This window comes from Marinitoga sp. 1135, assembly GCF_013363245.1.
In the GTDB taxonomy this organism is placed as follows: domain Bacteria; phylum Thermotogota; class Thermotogae; order Petrotogales; family Petrotogaceae; genus Marinitoga; species Marinitoga piezophila.
This window is the reverse complement of sequence record NZ_LBEZ01000008.1, coordinates 97,228-115,418: the sequence shown is the minus strand read 5'-3', so window position 1 is coordinate 115,418 and position 18,191 is coordinate 97,228. Positions and strand designations below refer to the sequence as shown.

Below are 18,191 nucleotides of genomic sequence, written 5' to 3'. Positions count from 1 at the left end.
TAGATTAAAAAGCGTGGTGATTGGATGAAACATCTAAAATTTCTTTCAATAGTATTTTTAATATATTTATCTACTTTCATATTTGCAAATAACCAGATTACATTACCAGCAAGCATAATTTCTATTGATAATATCTTTTCTTTAAAAGATATTTTTCCTGAAATAAAAAATGACAGAACACTTGCTTTCTTTACAGGCGAAACTATAACTTATGACGCTTCAAAACTTAAAAATATGATTGAGTCTCTTACAAATTATGAAAATATAACCTTTGAGTCAACCATAATAACAATATTTTATATGCCAACTAAAACAAAAAATAATTCTAATTTAAACAAAAATGATACAAAATATATATTGGAAGATTATTTTAAAAATATATTCCTTGAAGATTCAAAAACAGCAACTATCAATTCCTTTGAAATAAGCAAGTTTTATACAGACACAAAAGTCTCAACTGTACTTGATATAAATTATCGAAGAACTATGAACAATGTATTTGGTAACTTTTTAATACTTGATGATTTTAATAATAAAAAATATATATCCTTCAAAGCAAATGTTTCAAATTATAAAAATGTATTTATAGCAAAAAACAATATAGATTATAAAACTCCTTTAAATGATTCACTTTTAGCAACAAAAACCGTTGATATATATTCTCTTAATTTTTCACCACTTATAGTTGAAAAAAAAGATTTAATAAAATTTCAAGCTAATAGAAAAATAAGAAAAAATGAAATTATTTACGAAAATTCAGTAAAAAAGATACCTGATGTAAAAGCCGGCCAGATAATTCCTGTCGAAGTTTATGCTTATGGTGTAAAAATATTATCGTGGATGCGCGTTTTAAATGATGCAATAATTGGTGAAATTGTTTCAGGAAGAAATGAAAAAACAGGAGTATTAATAACAGGAAAGTTATACAAAGGACCAAAAGTAATTATTGACATAGGAGGTAACTAAGATGAAAAGGATTTCGTTTATTATCATGATAATCTTATTATCAACATTTTCATTTTCGGATTCATTATGGAAAAAAGCCCATACAAAAAATTTATACTCAAATCCAGAAAAGGTATATTCCCTGGGAGATATTATAACAGTAGCTGTTTCTGAAGCACCATCTTTAAGTTTATCAGATAACAACCCTGATCCTTTTTCTGGTGTAATGGGAACAGTTGGCGCAATATTTAATACAATAGGAAATCTTGATCTAACTAAATTTTTACCTCTTGGCGCAAATTCTCCAGATAAGGTTAGCGTTTCAAATAAAAAAACCTCTTCTCAAAGTCAGGCAAAGGTTAGTTTATATGTTTCTGCAAAAGTAGTTGAGGTCTTAGATAATGGCATTGTAAAAATATACGGAGAAAAGGAATTTAAGGTAGATTCACAGAAAAAGATAATGATAATAGAAGGTTATGTTGATCCGCAATATATTAAAGATGGCGTTATAGACTCTAAAAATCTTGCTGAAGCAAAAATATGGTATCAGGGAGATACTGATTTACAAAAAAATCCCAACAAAAAAACATGGTTGGCATGGATGCTTTCTGGAATATCAAATCTATTCTTTTAAGGGGTGACTATGGTGAAAAAAACTTTTATTATATTTAGCTTAATTATAATGCTTTATTCTATATCTTTTTCAGCTGTAAGATTAAAAGATATTGCCTATTTTAGAGGTGCAAGAGATAATCAGTTATTTGGAATTGGTGTGGTAACAGGATTAAATGGCACAGGAGATTCAGGGAAGGTTACATCAGAATTACTATCAAATATGATGAAAAATCTTAACATCAATATTCAAAATTCATTCACAACAAAAAATTCGGCTATTGTTTTTGTTTTTGCTGATATACCGGCTTTTTATAAAGAAGGTATGAAACTGGATGTTGTTGTAACAGCTGCAGGAGATTCAAAAAGCCTTGAAGGAGGATATTTAATACAAACTCCTTTATACGGTGCAGACGGTCAGGTGTATGCTGTTGCTCAGGGAAGTGTAATTACAGGTGGTGTAGAAGTTAGCAATACTGCAAACCTTCAAAAGAGAAACAAGGTAAACGGTACAATTCCCCAGGGAGCAATAGTAGAAAATGAAATACCTGCAAATATCGTTTCAAATGATACTGTAACAGTGCTACTCAGAAACCCCGATATAACAACAGCAGCAAGAACAGCATTATCAATTAATGCTCAATTTGGTCAAAAATTAGCTAAGGCTATGGATCCTTCTGCTATACGTGTAAAAATACCTGATGTTTTCTCAGACGATTTAATTTCATTCCTCGCATTAATAGAAGATGTTGAAATTGATCCAGATTCAAAAGCAAAAATTGTTATAAACGAAAAAACAGGAACTATAGTATTTGGCGGAAATGTAAAAATAGCAGATTTTACTATAAGTTATGGTAATTTTGTTATTACTGTTAATAATGGAAAAGTGGGAGATAGTGATGCAACTATATATAATTTGGTCAATGCATTAAAAGCAGCAGGTGCAACTCCCCAAGATATAATCGCTATTATACAAAATCTTTCATCTGCCGGATATTTATATGCTGAACTGGTGGTGATATAATGAATATTTCATCAATAACATTAAATGGCGCTCCAAAGGATTATCATAATCTAAAAAAAGAAGAAGTTGCTGCAGAATTGGTAAGTTCAGTATTCTCAAAAGTATTTAAAGATATGTATAACTCAAAGGCATTTGAAAACACCTTACTTCCAAAATCTAATACAGAGAAATGGTTTAATGATATGATTATCGATCAATATTCAGTACTAATAGCAAAAAACAACATGAAACCTCTTATAAACGACATCCTAAAAGCTTATCAAAAACCTTGAGGAAACCATAATGGTTTCCTCATTTATATTATAAATTTATTTTTCAAAAATTTAATTTATATGTTAATTTTTTCATAATCATCACTTTAAATTTTTATTTTATGATATAATTAAATTGATTTTATTAATTATTAAAATTATGGAGGTGGAGCATGAAAAAGGTTTTACTTGTATTTACCATTCTTATCATTTCATTGAGTATTTTTGCTGATATTTATCAATTAATTCCGGAAAATTCCAAAACAGTTTTTGTTTTTCACAATGCACAAAAAGTATATGAAGACTTAAAAACAGTTAATTCATTTGGAACTGTATTGGACGATCCGCTATATGCAGAAACATATGCTGTCGCATATATCGATGCTATAGCTCAATCTCTGGAAATGGAAAGCTCTGATATATACGATGCATTTAAAAATAACATTGCTTTTTTTGTAGTTGAACCTGAAGATAACAATTACGATTTCGGTATTATACTCGGTCCTTTAAACGATGGCGAAAAGTTTGTTGAAGTATTCAAAAAATTAGCAGATACATTAATCCCTACAGACGATGTAAATCTTAACCTCAGCTATATAGTTAAAAAAAGCGATTTACAGGATTATTTAATCATTACATCAAATGGTGATTTTTACAACAATACAAAAATTGGTTATACGCCTAAAAAACGATTTAATGATACAGGTATTTATGAAGAAATTCAAACAAGCAGCTTAAACGGTTATGGATTCTCATATATAAAAGATTCTATCTTATATGGAAAATTCTATATCCTGGATAATATACCTGAAAATATAAAAGACTCATTTAATTACGAAACAGATAATTTCTATGGATTATATTATTCAAAAACAAATTATATTCCAAAAGATTTTGATACAAATATTCCAGGTTTAAATATCTCCGGCGATACAATAAAAGATATATTAAACAAATCAAATTGGGTTGAGCAAAACATGAATATGAATATAAATAGCGATGAAGAAACTGGAGAAATAAATATAGATCTTATCTTCTCTTTGGTCGCCAACACTGGATTAACAATTAAAGAAGTTGAAGATATTCTTTCAAAAAATGATACCACATACAAAGTAATATCAGATAATTATATAAAAATCGAAGAAAATGTAGAAGACAAAGAATTAAGCATATATATATGGAAGGATGGAGATTTATTATACGTTTCAAACAAAGAAAAAGAAGAAGTTTATAAATTCCAGAAATCAAAAGAAAAATTATCTCAAAACAAAGTATACAATGAATTAAAAAACAAGGTTCCAAATCCACAATTTAGCATAATGTTCTTTGATTTAAAAAATATAATAAAATTTGCAGAAGATTATCTTGGGATTTCAGGATTAACAGAAAAAAATTATGGCGGATTGGCATCTGCTATATTAACAAAGGATGTTGAAGGAAATCCTGTAGTTGAAATTAATTTTGTTATGAAATAATACTCCTATAAATAAAAAAGCTGGTTCATTTTCGAACCAGCTTTTTATTATTTAAGCTTCTTCAACAGTATCTACAATTTTAACGATTTTATCGAGCTTTGTCATTTCAAAAATCTTTCTAACCTGTGATTGTAATCCTGCTAAAACAAGTTCTTTATTAAGATTTCTTGCTTCTTTTAATAAACTTACAACTGCCCCTAATCCAGCACTGTCAATATATGAAACCGCTGACATATCAATCACAAACTTAGTAAATTTAGGTTCAGCAAATTTCTCTTTTACCTTTTGTTTAAACGTTGCGGAATGATAAGCATCAATTTCACCTTCAACCTTTATTAAATAATAGGAGTCCTTTTCTGAGAAATCAACTGTGAAATCCATTATTCCACCTCCATAATCATGTACTATTAAGATATCTCAACGATATTATACCATATTTTTTTTCAGATTCAAAAACATTTAAAAAAAGATAATTTTATTCGAATAAATAAATTTAAATAGATAACTTGATTTTTATAAAAAAATAGTATATAATATTAATGATTATAAATCAAATACTTAATATTTTTAAGGAGGGGTTTTATGAAATTTATTCCTGTATTTTTTATGGCTTTAGGATTATTTATTATTACTTCAATTACAATAAGCTGGCCTACATCTTTTTTGATAATCTTTGAAATACTCTTTGGAATTTTTGCATTAATATTTCCATTTCTTGGAAACAAAAATACTGTACTTGAACTTTCAACAGATGGCGAAAAGGTAACATTAAGGGGTGAAGAAGCCGAAGAAATAATAGATGATATAACAGAAAATCTATGGAATAAACGTTTTTTAACTTCAAAAAATCGAAAAATAAAGTTTGTATCAGATTTGATTTTTGGTTTATTAACAGGACCTATATTACTACTCGATGCATTTGATATATATAACTTTAATTTTGGATATAAAGATATTTTTTTTGTGATAGTCGGCGCATGGTTAATATCCTATGGAATAACAAAAATCTTAAAACGATAAGCGGGGTGGGACAATGATATACGGCATATTATTTATAATTTTAGGAGCTTTAATATTATTATCACTTTCAGGAAATATTATAACAATAGGAATCATTATAAAAGGTTTTTTAGCCGCAGCAAGTATTGTATTTGGTATTTCAAATTTTAAGAAAAAAACAGAAGAAGCCCTTGCTTCAGTTATATTTGGCCTCTTACTTGTAATTGATATCACAATCGGATTTAAAAATCCTCTTTCCTTTGGTGATGTATTTATGCTCTATATTGGAAGTTTATTATTTTCCGCCGGATTAATTGGAATCTTTTCATTTAAAGTTTCTATATCCATGAAAAAAAACGATAAAACACAGGAAGAAAAAGTTTTTACGCCTGAAAAAAATTCTGAATTAAAAGTTTATATTGATACCAGCTGGAGTGATAATAGCGTAACACTAAACGAAGACGAAAAAAATAAAATTAAAGTTATCGAATCCTATAAAAATTCCTTATTTAAAAATTATATTCTTTTTGAAAATAACGAATTAAAGCTTAAAAACAAATTACGTTTTGACTCAATAAAATCCATGGAAAAGATGGCAAATATAATAAAAATCCCGGAAAATTATGAAACACATATTGAAATAAATTCAAACACAGGAAATCTATTACTGGATTTATTTGGAATAAACAACAAAATAACAAAAATTGACGCAAAAGCTTCAAAAATCCATATAATCCCATCTTCAAAGAACGACAGTGAAATTTATATAAAATCATATCTAAGTAACATTATATTTGAAATACCAAATGAAGTTTTTGTAATTCTAAAACACAATGGAGAATTTTCCATGAAAGATTTAAATAACTTCATCAAAAAAGATGACAACACATATGTTTCAAATAATTTCGAAAACTCCAAATACACATGTACTATCAATTTAGTATCAGAGATGTCAAAGATATCGTCCTTTTAAGGCTTTCCAATATGGAAAGCCTTAATTTTTTAGGGAATATTACCTCAACAATAGAAATATATTAATGAGTATATTCGCAGGAGGCGATTTTATATATGACAAGAGGTTTATATTTCTCAACAATGGGAATGCTTGCCAACATGGCTCAACTGGATAATATTTCAAATAATCTTGCAAATGCTGATACTGCAGGATATAAAAAAGATGAAATAATGTTTAAAGCCTATCTTGAAAAAGAATTTAGAAATTATGATTCTACCGATATAAACCGCGGAAAACATGTTGGTTATATGGAAACTGCTTTAATTGCCGATGAAACAAAACCCATATTGGAGCAAGGACAGATAACAACAACAAATAATCCTTTAGATTTTGCAATTTTTGGAGATGGCTTTTTTAAAGTTATGAGAAATAACAACATTTATTATTCAAGAAATGGAGAATTCAATAGAAATGATAAAGGATTTTTAGTTACTTCTGAAGGCGATTATGTTTTAGACGAAAATAATAAACCTATACAAATCCCACAAAATTTCAATGTTGATGAAAAAGGAAATATTTACAATGGTAATCAATTAACAGGTCAAAAAATAGCAATAGTAAATCTTGAAAACCCTTCAAAATTTGGAATAAATCTCTTTACAGGAAATGAAATAAAAGCTGATAATTTCAGGATTATTCAGGGAAGTATAGAAAAATCAAATGTGAATACCTTAAAAGAAATGATAAATCTTATAAATGCTAATAGAGCATTTAATATATTAGAAAAATCTGTAACTACCCAGGACACAATGACAGGTAAGGTAATAGAAAGCGCTCAAAGAATTTAAAATAATATAAAATAACCTATTTAAGATAATTCAAGGAGGAAGATATTATGTTAGTATCATTATATTCTGCATCAACAGGAATGATTGCTCAACAGAGAAGACTTGATACTGTATCAAACAATCTTGCTAACGTTGACACAACAGGTTATAAAGCTCAAAGGATTGAGTTTCAGGACTTGTTATACACACCTATAAAAGAAGCTGGAACACCTACAGCACAAAACTCAATGCTACCAACTGGAGAATATGTTGGTCATGGTGTTAGAATAGCAGCAACAAATAGAATATTCACACAGGGAAACATTGAACAAACTGGTGGAACATTTGATTTAGCCATTTTCGGAGACGGTTTCTTTCAGGTACAAATGCAGGACGGAAGAATTGCATATACAAGAGACGGTGCATTTAAAATCGATGCAAATGGAAGGCTTGTTAATTCAAACGGTCTTTTGATGGTTCCAAATATTACAATACCAGCAAACGCAACAGGTGTAAATATATCACCTGATGGAATTGTAAGTGCAAAATTACCAGATGGAACAACTCAAAACGTTGGAAATATAACATTGGTAAAATTTGTAAATCCAGCTGGATTAAAAGCTATTGGAAATAATCTTTATCTTGCAACAGACGCTTCAGGTGTAGCAACTGAAGGTATACCAAATCAGGACGGCTACGGTTCAATTGAACAGGGTTCTCTTGAAAAATCAAATGTAGATGTAGTAAAAGAAATGGTAAATATGATTGTAGCTCAAAGAACATATGATTTAAACGCAAAAGCTGTTCAAACAGCAGATGATTTCTTAAGAACGGTGGGAACACTTAAGAGATAATAATTAACTGGGGGATATAATATGAATATTGACGTTAATTTGATGATAGATTATGCAATACGAATAGGAATAAGTATTATAGTTTTATTTCTTTCAAAATACTTTTCTAAAATTGTATATAAAACCATTATAGCGGTAACAGAAAAAACTGGAAAAGAACTTGAATACAAAAATACTTTAAAAGTATTAACAAATATAGTTTCATATACTCTTGGTGGATTCATAATATTATCCCTCATATTTAAAGATTTTATGCCCTTTCTTACAGGACTTGGAGTTTCCGGAGTTATTGTGGCATTTGCAATTCAAGAACCTTTATCTAATTTTATTTGTGGAATATTATTAATGTTTTCAAAAACAATAAAAGAAAAAGATATTGTTGAAGTTAATGGAATATCTGGAATAATAGATCAAATAGACTTGAATCATACAATACTAAAAACCTTTGATGGAAAACTTATAAGAATTCCAAACAAAACAATCTGGAACAGTTCAATAACAAATTTCTGGCCTGAAGACATACGAAGAAACGAGATAAATATTGGAGTTTCTTATGATACAGACCTGAATAAATTCCTTAATATTATAGATGAATATTTAAATTCTTCCTCTTTAATATATAGAGATGAAAATCATAAACCATGGGTTTTATTTTCTGGATTTAATTCATCATCAATTGACTTTTCTTTAAAATTCTGGCTTAAAAAAGAAGTTTATTTCGAAAATCCAAATAAAATTGCAGCAGAAATACATAAATTACTTAAAGAACATAATATTGAAATCCCATTTACTCAAATAGACGTTAACTTAAAAAACAACGCCAACCTTTAATGATTGGCGTTGTTTTATTATTTATTATTATTTCCAACTATTTAAGTATTCAATTTGTTCAGGAGTTAACTCATCAATTTCAATTCCCATTGTCTTTAATTTTATTTTCGCAATATTTAAATCCACTTCATAAGGAACAGGCCTTACAGAAACTTCTATTTCACCTCTATGTTCTTTAATATATTTTGCACCTTCTAATTGTAAAGAGAAAGATAAGTCCATTATTTCTACTGGATGTCCATCGCCATTTACAAGATTTACAAGTCTCCCCATTCCAAGTAAATACAATTTATTTCCATTTGGCATTGTATATTGAGTTACACCCGGTCTTACCTCTTTCTTTTCTGTATTTATTCTTTCAAGATCTGCAACCTTTACTTCAATATCGAAATGTCCTGCATTAGCTAAAACAACTCCATCTTTCATCATCATAAAGTGTTTTTCAGTTATTACATCAATATCTCCTGTTACAGTAACAAAGAAATCTCCAATTTTTGCTGCTTCATCCATTGGCATTACAGAAAATCCATCCATTACAGCTTCTATTGCCTTTATTGGATCAACTTCTGTTACTATTACCCTTGCTCCTAACCCTTTGGCTCTCATTGCAACACCTTTACCACACCAGCCATATCCAGCTACAACAACATTTTTACCCGCTACTGTAAGATTGGTTGATCTTATTATTCCATCCCATGTTGATTGCCCTGTTCCATACCTATTATCAAAAAGATATTTCATATATGAATCATTTATATCTATTACAGGAACTGGCAATTTCCCATCATTTAAAAGCGCCTTATATCGCTTTATCCCTGTAGTCGTTTCTTCATTAATCCCCCAAATATTCTCAAGCAATTCTGGAAATTTTTCAACTATTCTAATTCCAAGATCTGCACCATCATCTATAACAATATTAGGTTTAATTTCAAGAACTTTATCTATATTTTTCCAATATAATTCTTCATCTGTTGATCTTTTTGCATATACATTTACACCATATGTCTTCAACGCTTCAGCAACATCATCTTGCGTGGACAAAGGATTACTACTTGTAATAGCAACATTTGCACCAAGCTCATGTAAAACAACAGCTGTATATGCTGTTTTTGCCTCTAAATGAATACTCATTGCCACATTAATTCCTTTAAAAGGTTGTTCATCCATATACATTTCTTTTAAAGTATTTAAAACCTTCATGTGCTGTTTAACCCATTCAATCTTCTTTCTTCCTGATTCTACTAAATCCATATTCTTCCCCTCCTGTTTTTCATCTTATCCCTTACTAAAATTATACACTATTTTTACAATAAACAAAAATCTTTTTGTGGTGTTGATTGAGAAAAATAAAAACTCCCTCAAGTAGAAAAATAATATTCACTCAGACGGCAAGAATTTCTAATCCTTGTTCTATAAAAAACACTCCTAAAAAGGTTTCTTCAGGCGGTGAAATTTCTTATAATTGTGAAAAATAAAAACTCTTTCAGACAACTCGAACGCTGATCCTCAAAAACTGCTCATATTCGCGGGGTCGCTTAGATTCTGCATCCCTGCAGAAGCTGCGCTCAAAAAAACATCCTGTTTTTTTGTCCCTCTTCATTCGCAGTTTTTTCGGGCGTTCTTCGAGTCTTCATTCGTTTTTATTTTTCACAATACTTTTGCTGTTCCGGCTCACACAATATTTCCGTTAGGGAAATTTCAAGCCTTCATTCACCTTTTTATTCATGTTTTCTTTTATGTTTTACTTATATAATAAAATCCCCGGTTATAAAAAATAACCGGGGATTTTATTATGGTTGTGGATTTTCAACAACGAATTCTTCAACAAGTTCCTTATAATCATCAAGCCAATATGCATTTGGATTTCTTTTATATACCATAAACTTACCTGCATTATTAGGATCATGTGCCCTTTGATATCTAAAGATAATATGCTCTTTTGTAAGTCCTGCAACTTCAATTTTACCTGTTTCATGAGACATAGCAAATTTAGCTCTCTTAGCAAGTCCAGAAACATTCATAATAGCCTTTAAGAAAATTTGATATCCTTCTTCAACAGGCACTGCAAATGGTTTATTACCAGCAACAGGTCTTCCCTGAAATACATAATATGGTGGAACACCTATAAATGAAAGCTTTTTAAACAATGCTTCCAATGTCTTATAATCAGCATTTACACCTTTAATTAACGGTGTCTGGTTGGCTAAAATTGCTCCTGCTTTTAATAACATATTTACAGCTTTAATTGCTACATCAGTTATTTCATTTGGATGATTAAACTGTGTCATAATATATATCTTCTTTTCATCAGTTGAATATTTTTTAATCATTTCAATTAATTTTGGATCGTCAATAATTCTATGTGGATTAAATGCAACCATCTTTGATCCAATTCTTATAATCTGAACATGTTCAATTTCTCTAATCTGTTTTATAATATTTTCCAGCTTTTCAGTTGCAAGCAATAATGGATCTCCACCTGTTAATAATACATTTGTTATTTCCTTATGTTGTCTTATATATTCAAGGTCTTCACTTACATCTCTAACAACCTCTGCACCAACATTTATAAACAATCTTTTTCTAAAACAGAATCTACAAAAACCTCCACATACATCATTTACCAAAAGCAAAGCTGTATCTCTATATTTATGCTGCAATCCTTTGCTTATGGTATATGACTTCTCATTGGATGCATCTAATCTTCCCCATTCTTCCAATTCACCCATTTGCGGAATTATCAAATTCCTTATAGGATCATTGGGATCCTCCCAATTAATTAATCCAAGATAATAATCATTTGCTCTAAATTTGTATTTTTCAGTTACTTTTTTTAACTGTTCTTTCTCTTCCTGTGATAATTGTTCCACCTGATCAATTTTTACTAAATACTTTACCTTACTCAATTCATCCTCCTCCTTTCGTTCTTTTTGTATAAATATAACTCAATTCTATTATATCAAATTTCACAATTTTTATCAAATTAATATTCAAAAATCACCTGTGGCTTATTTTTGAAAGGATGCTCCACAATAAAACATTCTATATCAAAAATTTCCTTCATTATTTTCCTGGTAATTACTTTTTCAGGCGTTCCTGAATACTTTATTTCACCATTTTTTAAAATATATATTCTATCAGAATACAATGATGCAATATTAATATCGTGGAATATTGCCAGTATTCCTTTATTATTTTCTACAACTTCATTTTTCACCATTCTTATTAATTGCTGGGTAAATCCTGGATCTATTTGAGAAACAAATTCATCAAGTAATAAAATATCGGTCTGTTGAACCAGAGCACGCGTTAACATCACGCGTTGCTTTTCACCACCACTTAAATAATTATATACTCTATTCTTAAAAACATATGTATTTGTTTTTTTCATTGTTTCTTCCATTACTTTGTTATTTTCCTCAACTGATACTAAACCCGCATATGGAATTCTTCCAGAAGAAATAATATCTTCCACTTTAAAATCAAATGATGTAAAGAATTCCTGTGGAACAACAGCAATCTTTTTAAACAATTCTTTTTTGGAATATTCATAAATAGATTTATTTTCAACATATATATTCCCTTTCATTGGTTTTTCTAAACCAGTTAAAAGTTTTAATATAGTTGTTTTCCCTGAACCATTTGGCCCTATTATAGAAACAAATTCACCTTTTTCAAGATACATTTCAGAAATATTCAATTTAAAATGATTGTTATATGAAAAGATAAGATCTTTTATCTTTAAAATACTCATATCTTTCTTCCTCTTTTCATGATAATTATGAATATAGGAGCCCCTACTATAGAAGTAGTTACACCAATTGGAAGCTCTGTAGGTCTAAAAAGGTATCTTGAAAACAAATCGGCAAACCCGAGAAATATTCCTCCATAAATAATAGATCCCAATGTTGAATATCTAATTCCAGGACCTGTTAATTTCCTCACCAGATGTGGAATTATCAAACCTACAAAACCTATAATCCCTGCTTTGGAAACAACAACAGCAACTGCAAAAACATTAATTAAAAGTACTAAAATTTTTATTTTCTCGGGATTAACTCCAGAATAAACCGAAATATCGTCTCCCATTGCTACCACTTCAATTTTTTTATGAAATACAAAATTCACAGTAATTTGTAAAATCAAAAAAAACAATAGAAGATATAAATCTCCCCAGACTATATTTCCTGTACTTCCCATTAGCCAGAAGTTTATATGCAATAAATTTTGCCAGAATAAAACTGTCAATAATGTCGAAACTGAATTAAATGTAAATCCAACAATCACACCACTTAAAATTAAAGATATAACAGGAATTTTTTTCCCTTCTTTTGCTAATAAAAAGGTAATAAATGTTGCTATAATCGCTGAAATAAATGAAAACATCTCTATTCCAAAAGGTAATTCAAGACCATATACACTTTTTAAAGCGGTGTATAATATAGCTCCAAAACTTGCCCCTGAAGAAATACCAATAATAAACGGATCTGCAAGTGGATTTTTTATTATCATTTGAAAATCATTCCCTGCAACGGCAAGTATTGCCCCTATAAGCAATGTTCCTAAAACACGAGGCAATCTTAAATTAAATATTATTCTATTGTACAATGTATTTTCAGATAAATTAAAAAATCCTTTTATTACCTCAACAAATGGAATATTTATAGTTCCAAGTGAAACAAAAAGAATTATAGAAAAAAACACTAAAACAATTCCAGAAATCAGGTAAAAAATCGGGGAAGTTTTCCCCGATTTAATTAATTTCATCTATTTTCACTGAAGAGTTTATTTAGCTCTCCCAATAAGTCTATTAATCCTGTATTTGGTAAAGAAGCCTTATTTCCGTCTATGATAAATACTTTCTTGTTTTTTACAGCTTTTATATCTTTAAATTGTTCAGCATTCATAATTAAATCATATGCTCCTTTATCCCCAGGATAATATGAAGGAACAAGAATTATATCAGGATCTTCCTTAATTACAAATTCCGGACCCACTGCAAACCATCCATTATTTCCTGTATATGGAGCAGTTACATTAATACCACCAGCATATGCAATTAATTCATTTAAATATGCTCCAGTTCCACATGTCCACATCTGTGAAACACTACCATATGCAGAAAGATATATAACTCTTGGTTTCTCTTTCCATGTAAATGTATTTTTGGCTATATTCAACATTCTCTGTCTTAACTTAAATGAATAATCCTGTGCAGTTTTTTCCTTCCCAAGAATTACACCTACAAGAGATAAATCCCTGAACATTTCATTTAAAGTAGTTGGATTTATAACAAAAGCCTTTATTCCAAATTTTTCAAGCTTTGAAACTTCCCCTTCCTGAAATCCCCCGGTTAATAATACAACATCAGGATTTAAAGATACAATTTTTTCAACATTTAGCGGAACCATATTTCCTATTTTCTCAACATCTGTAATATAGGAATCAAAATCAGTAACTCCAACAACTTTATCCTTAGCACCAAGCTTTACAATAAAATCAGAAATAGCTGGTGCAGCTACAACAATCCTTTCTACCTCTTTATCAAATACAACAACCCTTCCAAGATCATCTACAAGTGTCACAGGTTGAAAAGCAAATGCCATAAAAGATAATAACAACAGTGTTGCCAAAAATACCTTCTTCATCTATAATCCCTCCTATATAAAATCTATTTTCCATCTTCTTTTCGCGAGAAGATGGAACAAATCCCTTTAAAGCAGGTCTCCCGGCTTGTGGATCTTCCTACTCCTGGCGCCTTCCCGGAATATAAACAATTCCAGTGGCGTTACTTTGCCAGTTTCGTCCCCACTCACGGTGGCGCGCCCGCAGCGGATTTTCACCGCTTTCCCTTACACTTTAAAGGAATTTTTATTTACTTTTTATTTTTCGAGTATATTATATCATATAATTTCATGAATATAAAGAACCATAAAAAAACCCCGGGAAAATTCCCGGGGGTATAACAGATCAATTTGCAGCTAAACCTTCAAAGTTTAACCAGTTATAATCCTTTTCTAAATCAAGATTGCTATCTAATATTACAAGGCCGTTTTCGCCATCAGATACAACATAATGATCATTAGTTCCATCATTTACCTTTTCCACAAACGTTGTATTTCCCTGAGTATCATAAGAATTTTCTACGTAATTTCCATCACTGTCTGAATCATTGCTTGCACCTATATTTCTTGCATCTGCATCACCAAGTTCTGTTGGATCAGAAACCTTCATAATTATTACACCTTTATTTCCTGCAGATAATATAAGCGTATCTGTGCCATCTAAGGTTATATCTGTAATAAATGCATCATCAAATCTTGAACTTCCTAATTTAGTTAACGTTGCGCTACTGGTATCTCCTTCATATTTCAAAATTATTACACCTTCGGATCCAGCTGCTGCATATATATACGTTTTTGTTGCACCAATTGTTGCTGTTTCAATATCAAAAATACTACCATTACTTAAATTATATCCACTATAATCTGAACTTGTTGTTGGGGCACCAAGATTTGAAATATCATATATTTCAATAGAATCAGTTGTAGAAACTATTAATCTATTATCATCAGTTGTTGCTGAATCAGTTACTATTTTTCCAGAAAGCTGAACTCTGTTTACAAAATCATAATTTCCGCTATTTTCATAAACATTTAATCCTCCACTACCGGAACTTACATAAACAACTGTTGAAACTATAGTTACATTATAAGCTTCTCCTAAAATAGGTAAACTCTTTAATTTAGTAAGATTTCCATTTGAAGTATCAAATTTTAATACATCTACTCCATAACTCCCTTTGGATACAAAAATATTTGTTAATTGTGTAGCTTCAACACTCTTTGCAATTCCATCAAGCTGTATTGATGCTGTTGATTTTGCAGTTGTAAAGGATAATGTTGTTGCGTCTAAAATATTTACTCCATTTTCTGAATCAGCTACAATAATATAATTTTCCAATGTTTTTGTGGCTTTTGCTACAGCCCCATTATCCAATGTATTAATTTTTTCCATAGTATCAATATTTAAGATTAATAATCCATATCTCTTATTTCCAGCAAATAAAGTTCCACCATCGATAAGTATATTACCTACATAATAAATACCGCTATCATATTTTGAATCTTCGCTTAATGTATTTCCATCTAATTTTATAACTCCATTTGTTCCTGCAGCTATATATACATAACCGTCTTTGTAACTAACATCATATGCTTCCATACTTGCATTTGCAACCTCTGAAGGATTTGCTGGATCTGAAATATCTATCTTATATACTCCTCCGCTTCCCGCTGCAACATATGCATAATTTCCGTCAACATATACATTTAATGCACCACTTATTTCATAACTACCAATTTCTGTTGGGCTATTAATATTGCTAATATCTACAATATGCAATCCATCATTTGCAGCAACATATACATAATCTCCAGATTGGTACAATCCTCTTACATCTGAAGAACCTAAAATACTTGAAACGTAAGATAATTCTCCTGCACTATTATCAAAATGCAATATCTGTAATCCTTCTGTTGATGCTGCAACCAGAATATATGCCTTTGTAGATGGACTTGTTACAGTTGTTTCAAGAACATCATATGCAGTACTTCCAAAATAATAAGAATCTGTTTTCTTTGTTAAAGCTGAACTTGATGGTGTATATTCATAAACTGCTACTCCGTTATTTCCATCTGAAACAGCTATATATTCTTTACTATCAAATTCAAATTTAGATAAATTATATACATAACCTTCTGTATTTACTGAATTTGCAACAGTTGCTGGGGTTGAAGCAGAAGTATCAGAAATATCAATTACAAATATTCCTTCATATCCTCCTGCTACAAACAATGTATCCAGACCTGAAGTGGTAAATTCATAGAAATCATCTTTAGAAGGTATCCAATCTTCTCCGCCTTTTCCGTCTGATACCTTTACTCTCCAATAATAGGTTCTACCTCTATCTAATTTATCCACTCCTAAGATTTTAAGAATATTCACCGTTGTCGATGATGAAGTATCACTCTTAAGATTATTTTTATCAACTCCTATGTATACAGTGTATTTTAGCTCATCACCATTTTCATCACTGGCATCTGGGAAAGTTACATTTTCCGTACCAATATTCACATTTTGCGCTTCATCTGAAGGTGTTACATTTGAATCAGCATCTGATGGAAATTCTGGAATTGAATTTTCAACAGGAACACTCTTTTTATAATTTCTTGCAAAGATAATAAAATCTTCTATTCCTATTTTCCCATCTTTAAAAGCCACACTATAAATATTTTCATCAACCCAATCCTTAACAGGTGCAATTTCTGCAGGATATATATCACATTGTGTTGAGTACAATGTATCTCCCTGCTGTGTTCCATAATGTTTTACAAAAATAAGGAAGTCATTTAAATCAACTTTATTATCTCTCTCATCATCACTCGTATCTTCATTATCAAAATCACCTAAAAGAACAGGATTATAAACAACTATATCTCCAGCATATACACTATAACTAATATCTGCATTGTTTAAATCCTTTGCACTTAAATTTGTTATTGTAATCTGTCCTGGAGTCTTTGGAGAATCTCCCTGACCCACTAATTTTAATTCCAACACATCTTCATCTTCAAAATTCATTCCATCTGTTTTTACAAGTGAAATTCTTAATCCATTTGGAATTTCTTTAACTATCATTTGAGGAGCACTTTCACTGCCTATATATTCCACTGTTGCATTTGTTGTATCATCGAATTTTACAATATTATTTGAAGGTAACATAACATCAAATTCCAGAGCAAGAGTATCGGAAACTCCTTTCATGTGAATAGCAACAGTTGCTGGATCACCTGATTTTATTGCAAGGTTATCTGTAACCGATATGCCATCTTCAAATGGATCTGAAGCTTTTGTGATAACGCGTTTACTTTTTTCATCATAAAATGCAGCTTCTGTTTCCAACTTGTCTGTTTCAAGGTTTAGATATTTTCTTTTTAATGTAAATAGCTTTTCACCTTTGGTTATATCTCTTTGAGCTTTAGAAAATAATACAATTGTTTTATTATCCATTGGTTTAATTATAGCTATTGAATTATCTTTATCATATAAAAATGCATCTTCTGGTATTTTTTTATTGATCACTATTTCAATAGCTGAAGCATTTACATTAGAATAAAAATTGTAATTTGATGCCAGAGTTACGCTGACTTCATCGGTATTCAACGATGAAACAGGAATTCTTTTAAAACAACTACTCAACAGGATAATTATCATTATCCCCAACAGGATTACAAATCCTTTCCGTTTAATATTCATAATTTCACCTCCATGTGGTTTATATTCCATCCAATCTGATTATCGTCCTTTTTTTTGAATATCTTTAATGTTATTTTTTATTAATATGATATTATATTAG

The 18,191-nt window shown here is 30.0% G+C and carries 17 protein-coding genes and 1 riboswitch; of the genes, 10 read left to right on the top strand and 7 right to left on the bottom strand.

The window, feature by feature from the left end; translation table 11 throughout:
* Window positions 1-24 precede the first annotated feature (24 nt).
* The 5 genes from flgA (at window position 25) to XO10_RS04760 (ending at window position 4,307) form a co-directional block, all read left to right on the top strand.
* Window positions 25-966, top strand: a complete 942-nt coding sequence (gene flgA, locus XO10_RS04780) for a flagellar basal body P-ring formation chaperone FlgA (RefSeq protein ID WP_014296474.1) — start codon at window positions 25-27, stop codon at window positions 964-966.
* A gap of 1 nt (window position 967) precedes the next feature.
* Complete coding sequence (locus XO10_RS04775; protein WP_014296475.1) at window positions 968-1,579, top strand: flagellar basal body L-ring protein FlgH; 612 nt, start codon at window positions 968-970, stop codon at window positions 1,577-1,579.
* Window positions 1,580-1,588: 9 nt separating this feature from the next.
* Window positions 1,589-2,581 carry a flagellar basal body P-ring protein FlgI gene (locus tag XO10_RS04770; RefSeq protein WP_014296476.1) on the top strand — a complete coding sequence of 331 codons (993 nt, stop codon included), beginning with the start codon at window positions 1,589-1,591 and terminating at the stop codon, window positions 2,579-2,581.
* Window positions 2,581-2,853 carry a rod-binding protein gene (locus tag XO10_RS04765; protein WP_014296477.1) on the top strand — a complete coding sequence of 91 codons (273 nt, stop codon included), beginning with the start codon at window positions 2,581-2,583 and terminating at the stop codon, window positions 2,851-2,853. Before XO10_RS04770 ends, XO10_RS04765 begins: the two co-directional genes overlap by 1 nt.
* Before the next feature lie 152 nt (window positions 2,854-3,005).
* On the top strand, window positions 3,006-4,307 hold the full coding sequence (locus tag XO10_RS04760) for a hypothetical protein (RefSeq protein ID WP_014296478.1): 1,302 nt from the start codon (window positions 3,006-3,008) through the stop codon (window positions 4,305-4,307).
* 51 nt (window positions 4,308-4,358) lie between these two features.
* On the opposite strand, the gene XO10_RS04755 is transcribed toward XO10_RS04760, so the two are convergent.
* Window positions 4,359-4,688 carry an STAS domain-containing protein gene (locus XO10_RS04755; protein ID WP_014296479.1) on the bottom strand — a complete coding sequence of 110 codons (330 nt, stop codon included), beginning with the start codon at window positions 4,686-4,688 and terminating at the stop codon, window positions 4,359-4,361.
* A gap of 201 nt (window positions 4,689-4,889) precedes the next feature.
* On the opposite strand from XO10_RS04755, the gene XO10_RS04750 reads away from it, so the two are divergent.
* The 5 genes from XO10_RS04750 to XO10_RS04730 all read left to right on the top strand — a co-directional run bounded on the left by XO10_RS04750 (window position 4,890) and on the right by XO10_RS04730 (window position 8,773).
* A complete protein-coding gene (locus XO10_RS04750; protein ID WP_014296480.1) occupies window positions 4,890-5,327 on the top strand; it encodes a hypothetical protein in 438 nt (145 codons plus the stop codon).
* Window positions 5,328-5,340: 13 nt separating this feature from the next.
* Window positions 5,341-6,279 (top strand): hypothetical protein, encoded by a 939-nt coding sequence (locus tag XO10_RS04745; protein WP_014296481.1) that lies wholly within the window; start codon window positions 5,341-5,343, stop codon window positions 6,277-6,279.
* A 95-nt stretch (window positions 6,280-6,374) separates the two neighbouring features.
* A complete protein-coding gene (gene flgF / locus XO10_RS04740; RefSeq protein ID WP_014296482.1) occupies window positions 6,375-7,109 on the top strand; it encodes a flagellar basal-body rod protein FlgF in 735 nt (244 codons plus the stop codon).
* A gap of 47 nt (window positions 7,110-7,156) precedes the next feature.
* A complete protein-coding gene (gene flgG, locus XO10_RS04735; protein WP_075780452.1) occupies window positions 7,157-7,942 on the top strand; it encodes a flagellar basal-body rod protein FlgG in 786 nt (261 codons plus the stop codon).
* 21 nt (window positions 7,943-7,963) lie between these two features.
* Entirely contained in the window at window positions 7,964-8,773 is an 810-nt protein-coding gene (locus XO10_RS04730) for a mechanosensitive ion channel family protein (RefSeq protein ID WP_075780453.1), read from the top strand.
* Window positions 8,774-8,800: 27 nt separating this feature from the next.
* On the opposite strand, the gene XO10_RS04725 is transcribed toward XO10_RS04730, so the two are convergent.
* The 6 genes from XO10_RS04725 to XO10_RS04700 form a co-directional block, all read right to left on the bottom strand.
* The gene (locus tag XO10_RS04725; RefSeq protein WP_075780454.1) at window positions 8,801-10,024 is read right to left on the bottom strand and encodes an adenosylhomocysteinase; all 1,224 of its coding nucleotides are present in this window, start codon (window positions 10,022-10,024) and stop codon (window positions 8,801-8,803) included.
* Between the two features lie 539 nt (window positions 10,025-10,563).
* Entirely contained in the window at window positions 10,564-11,679 is a 1,116-nt protein-coding gene (locus tag XO10_RS04720) for a KamA family radical SAM protein (protein ID WP_014296486.1), read from the bottom strand.
* Between the two features lie 77 nt (window positions 11,680-11,756).
* Window positions 11,757-12,527, bottom strand: a complete 771-nt coding sequence (locus tag XO10_RS04715) for an ABC transporter ATP-binding protein (protein WP_014296487.1) — start codon at window positions 12,525-12,527, stop codon at window positions 11,757-11,759.
* On the bottom strand, window positions 12,524-13,477 hold the full coding sequence (locus tag XO10_RS04710; RefSeq protein ID WP_171814209.1) for an iron ABC transporter permease: 954 nt from the start codon (window positions 13,475-13,477) through the stop codon (window positions 12,524-12,526). Before XO10_RS04710 ends, XO10_RS04715 begins: the two co-directional genes overlap by 4 nt.
* 59 nt (window positions 13,478-13,536) lie before the next feature.
* Entirely contained in the window at window positions 13,537-14,421 is an 885-nt protein-coding gene (locus XO10_RS04705; RefSeq protein WP_175418247.1) for an ABC transporter substrate-binding protein, read from the bottom strand.
* A 52-nt stretch (window positions 14,422-14,473) separates the two neighbouring features.
* Window positions 14,474-14,650, bottom strand: a riboswitch (cobalamin riboswitch).
* A 93-nt stretch (window positions 14,651-14,743) separates the two neighbouring features.
* On the bottom strand, window positions 14,744-18,091 hold the full coding sequence (locus XO10_RS04700; RefSeq protein WP_075780455.1) for a hypothetical protein: 3,348 nt from the start codon (window positions 18,089-18,091) through the stop codon (window positions 14,744-14,746).
* Between the last annotated feature and the right edge of the window lie 100 nt (window positions 18,092-18,191).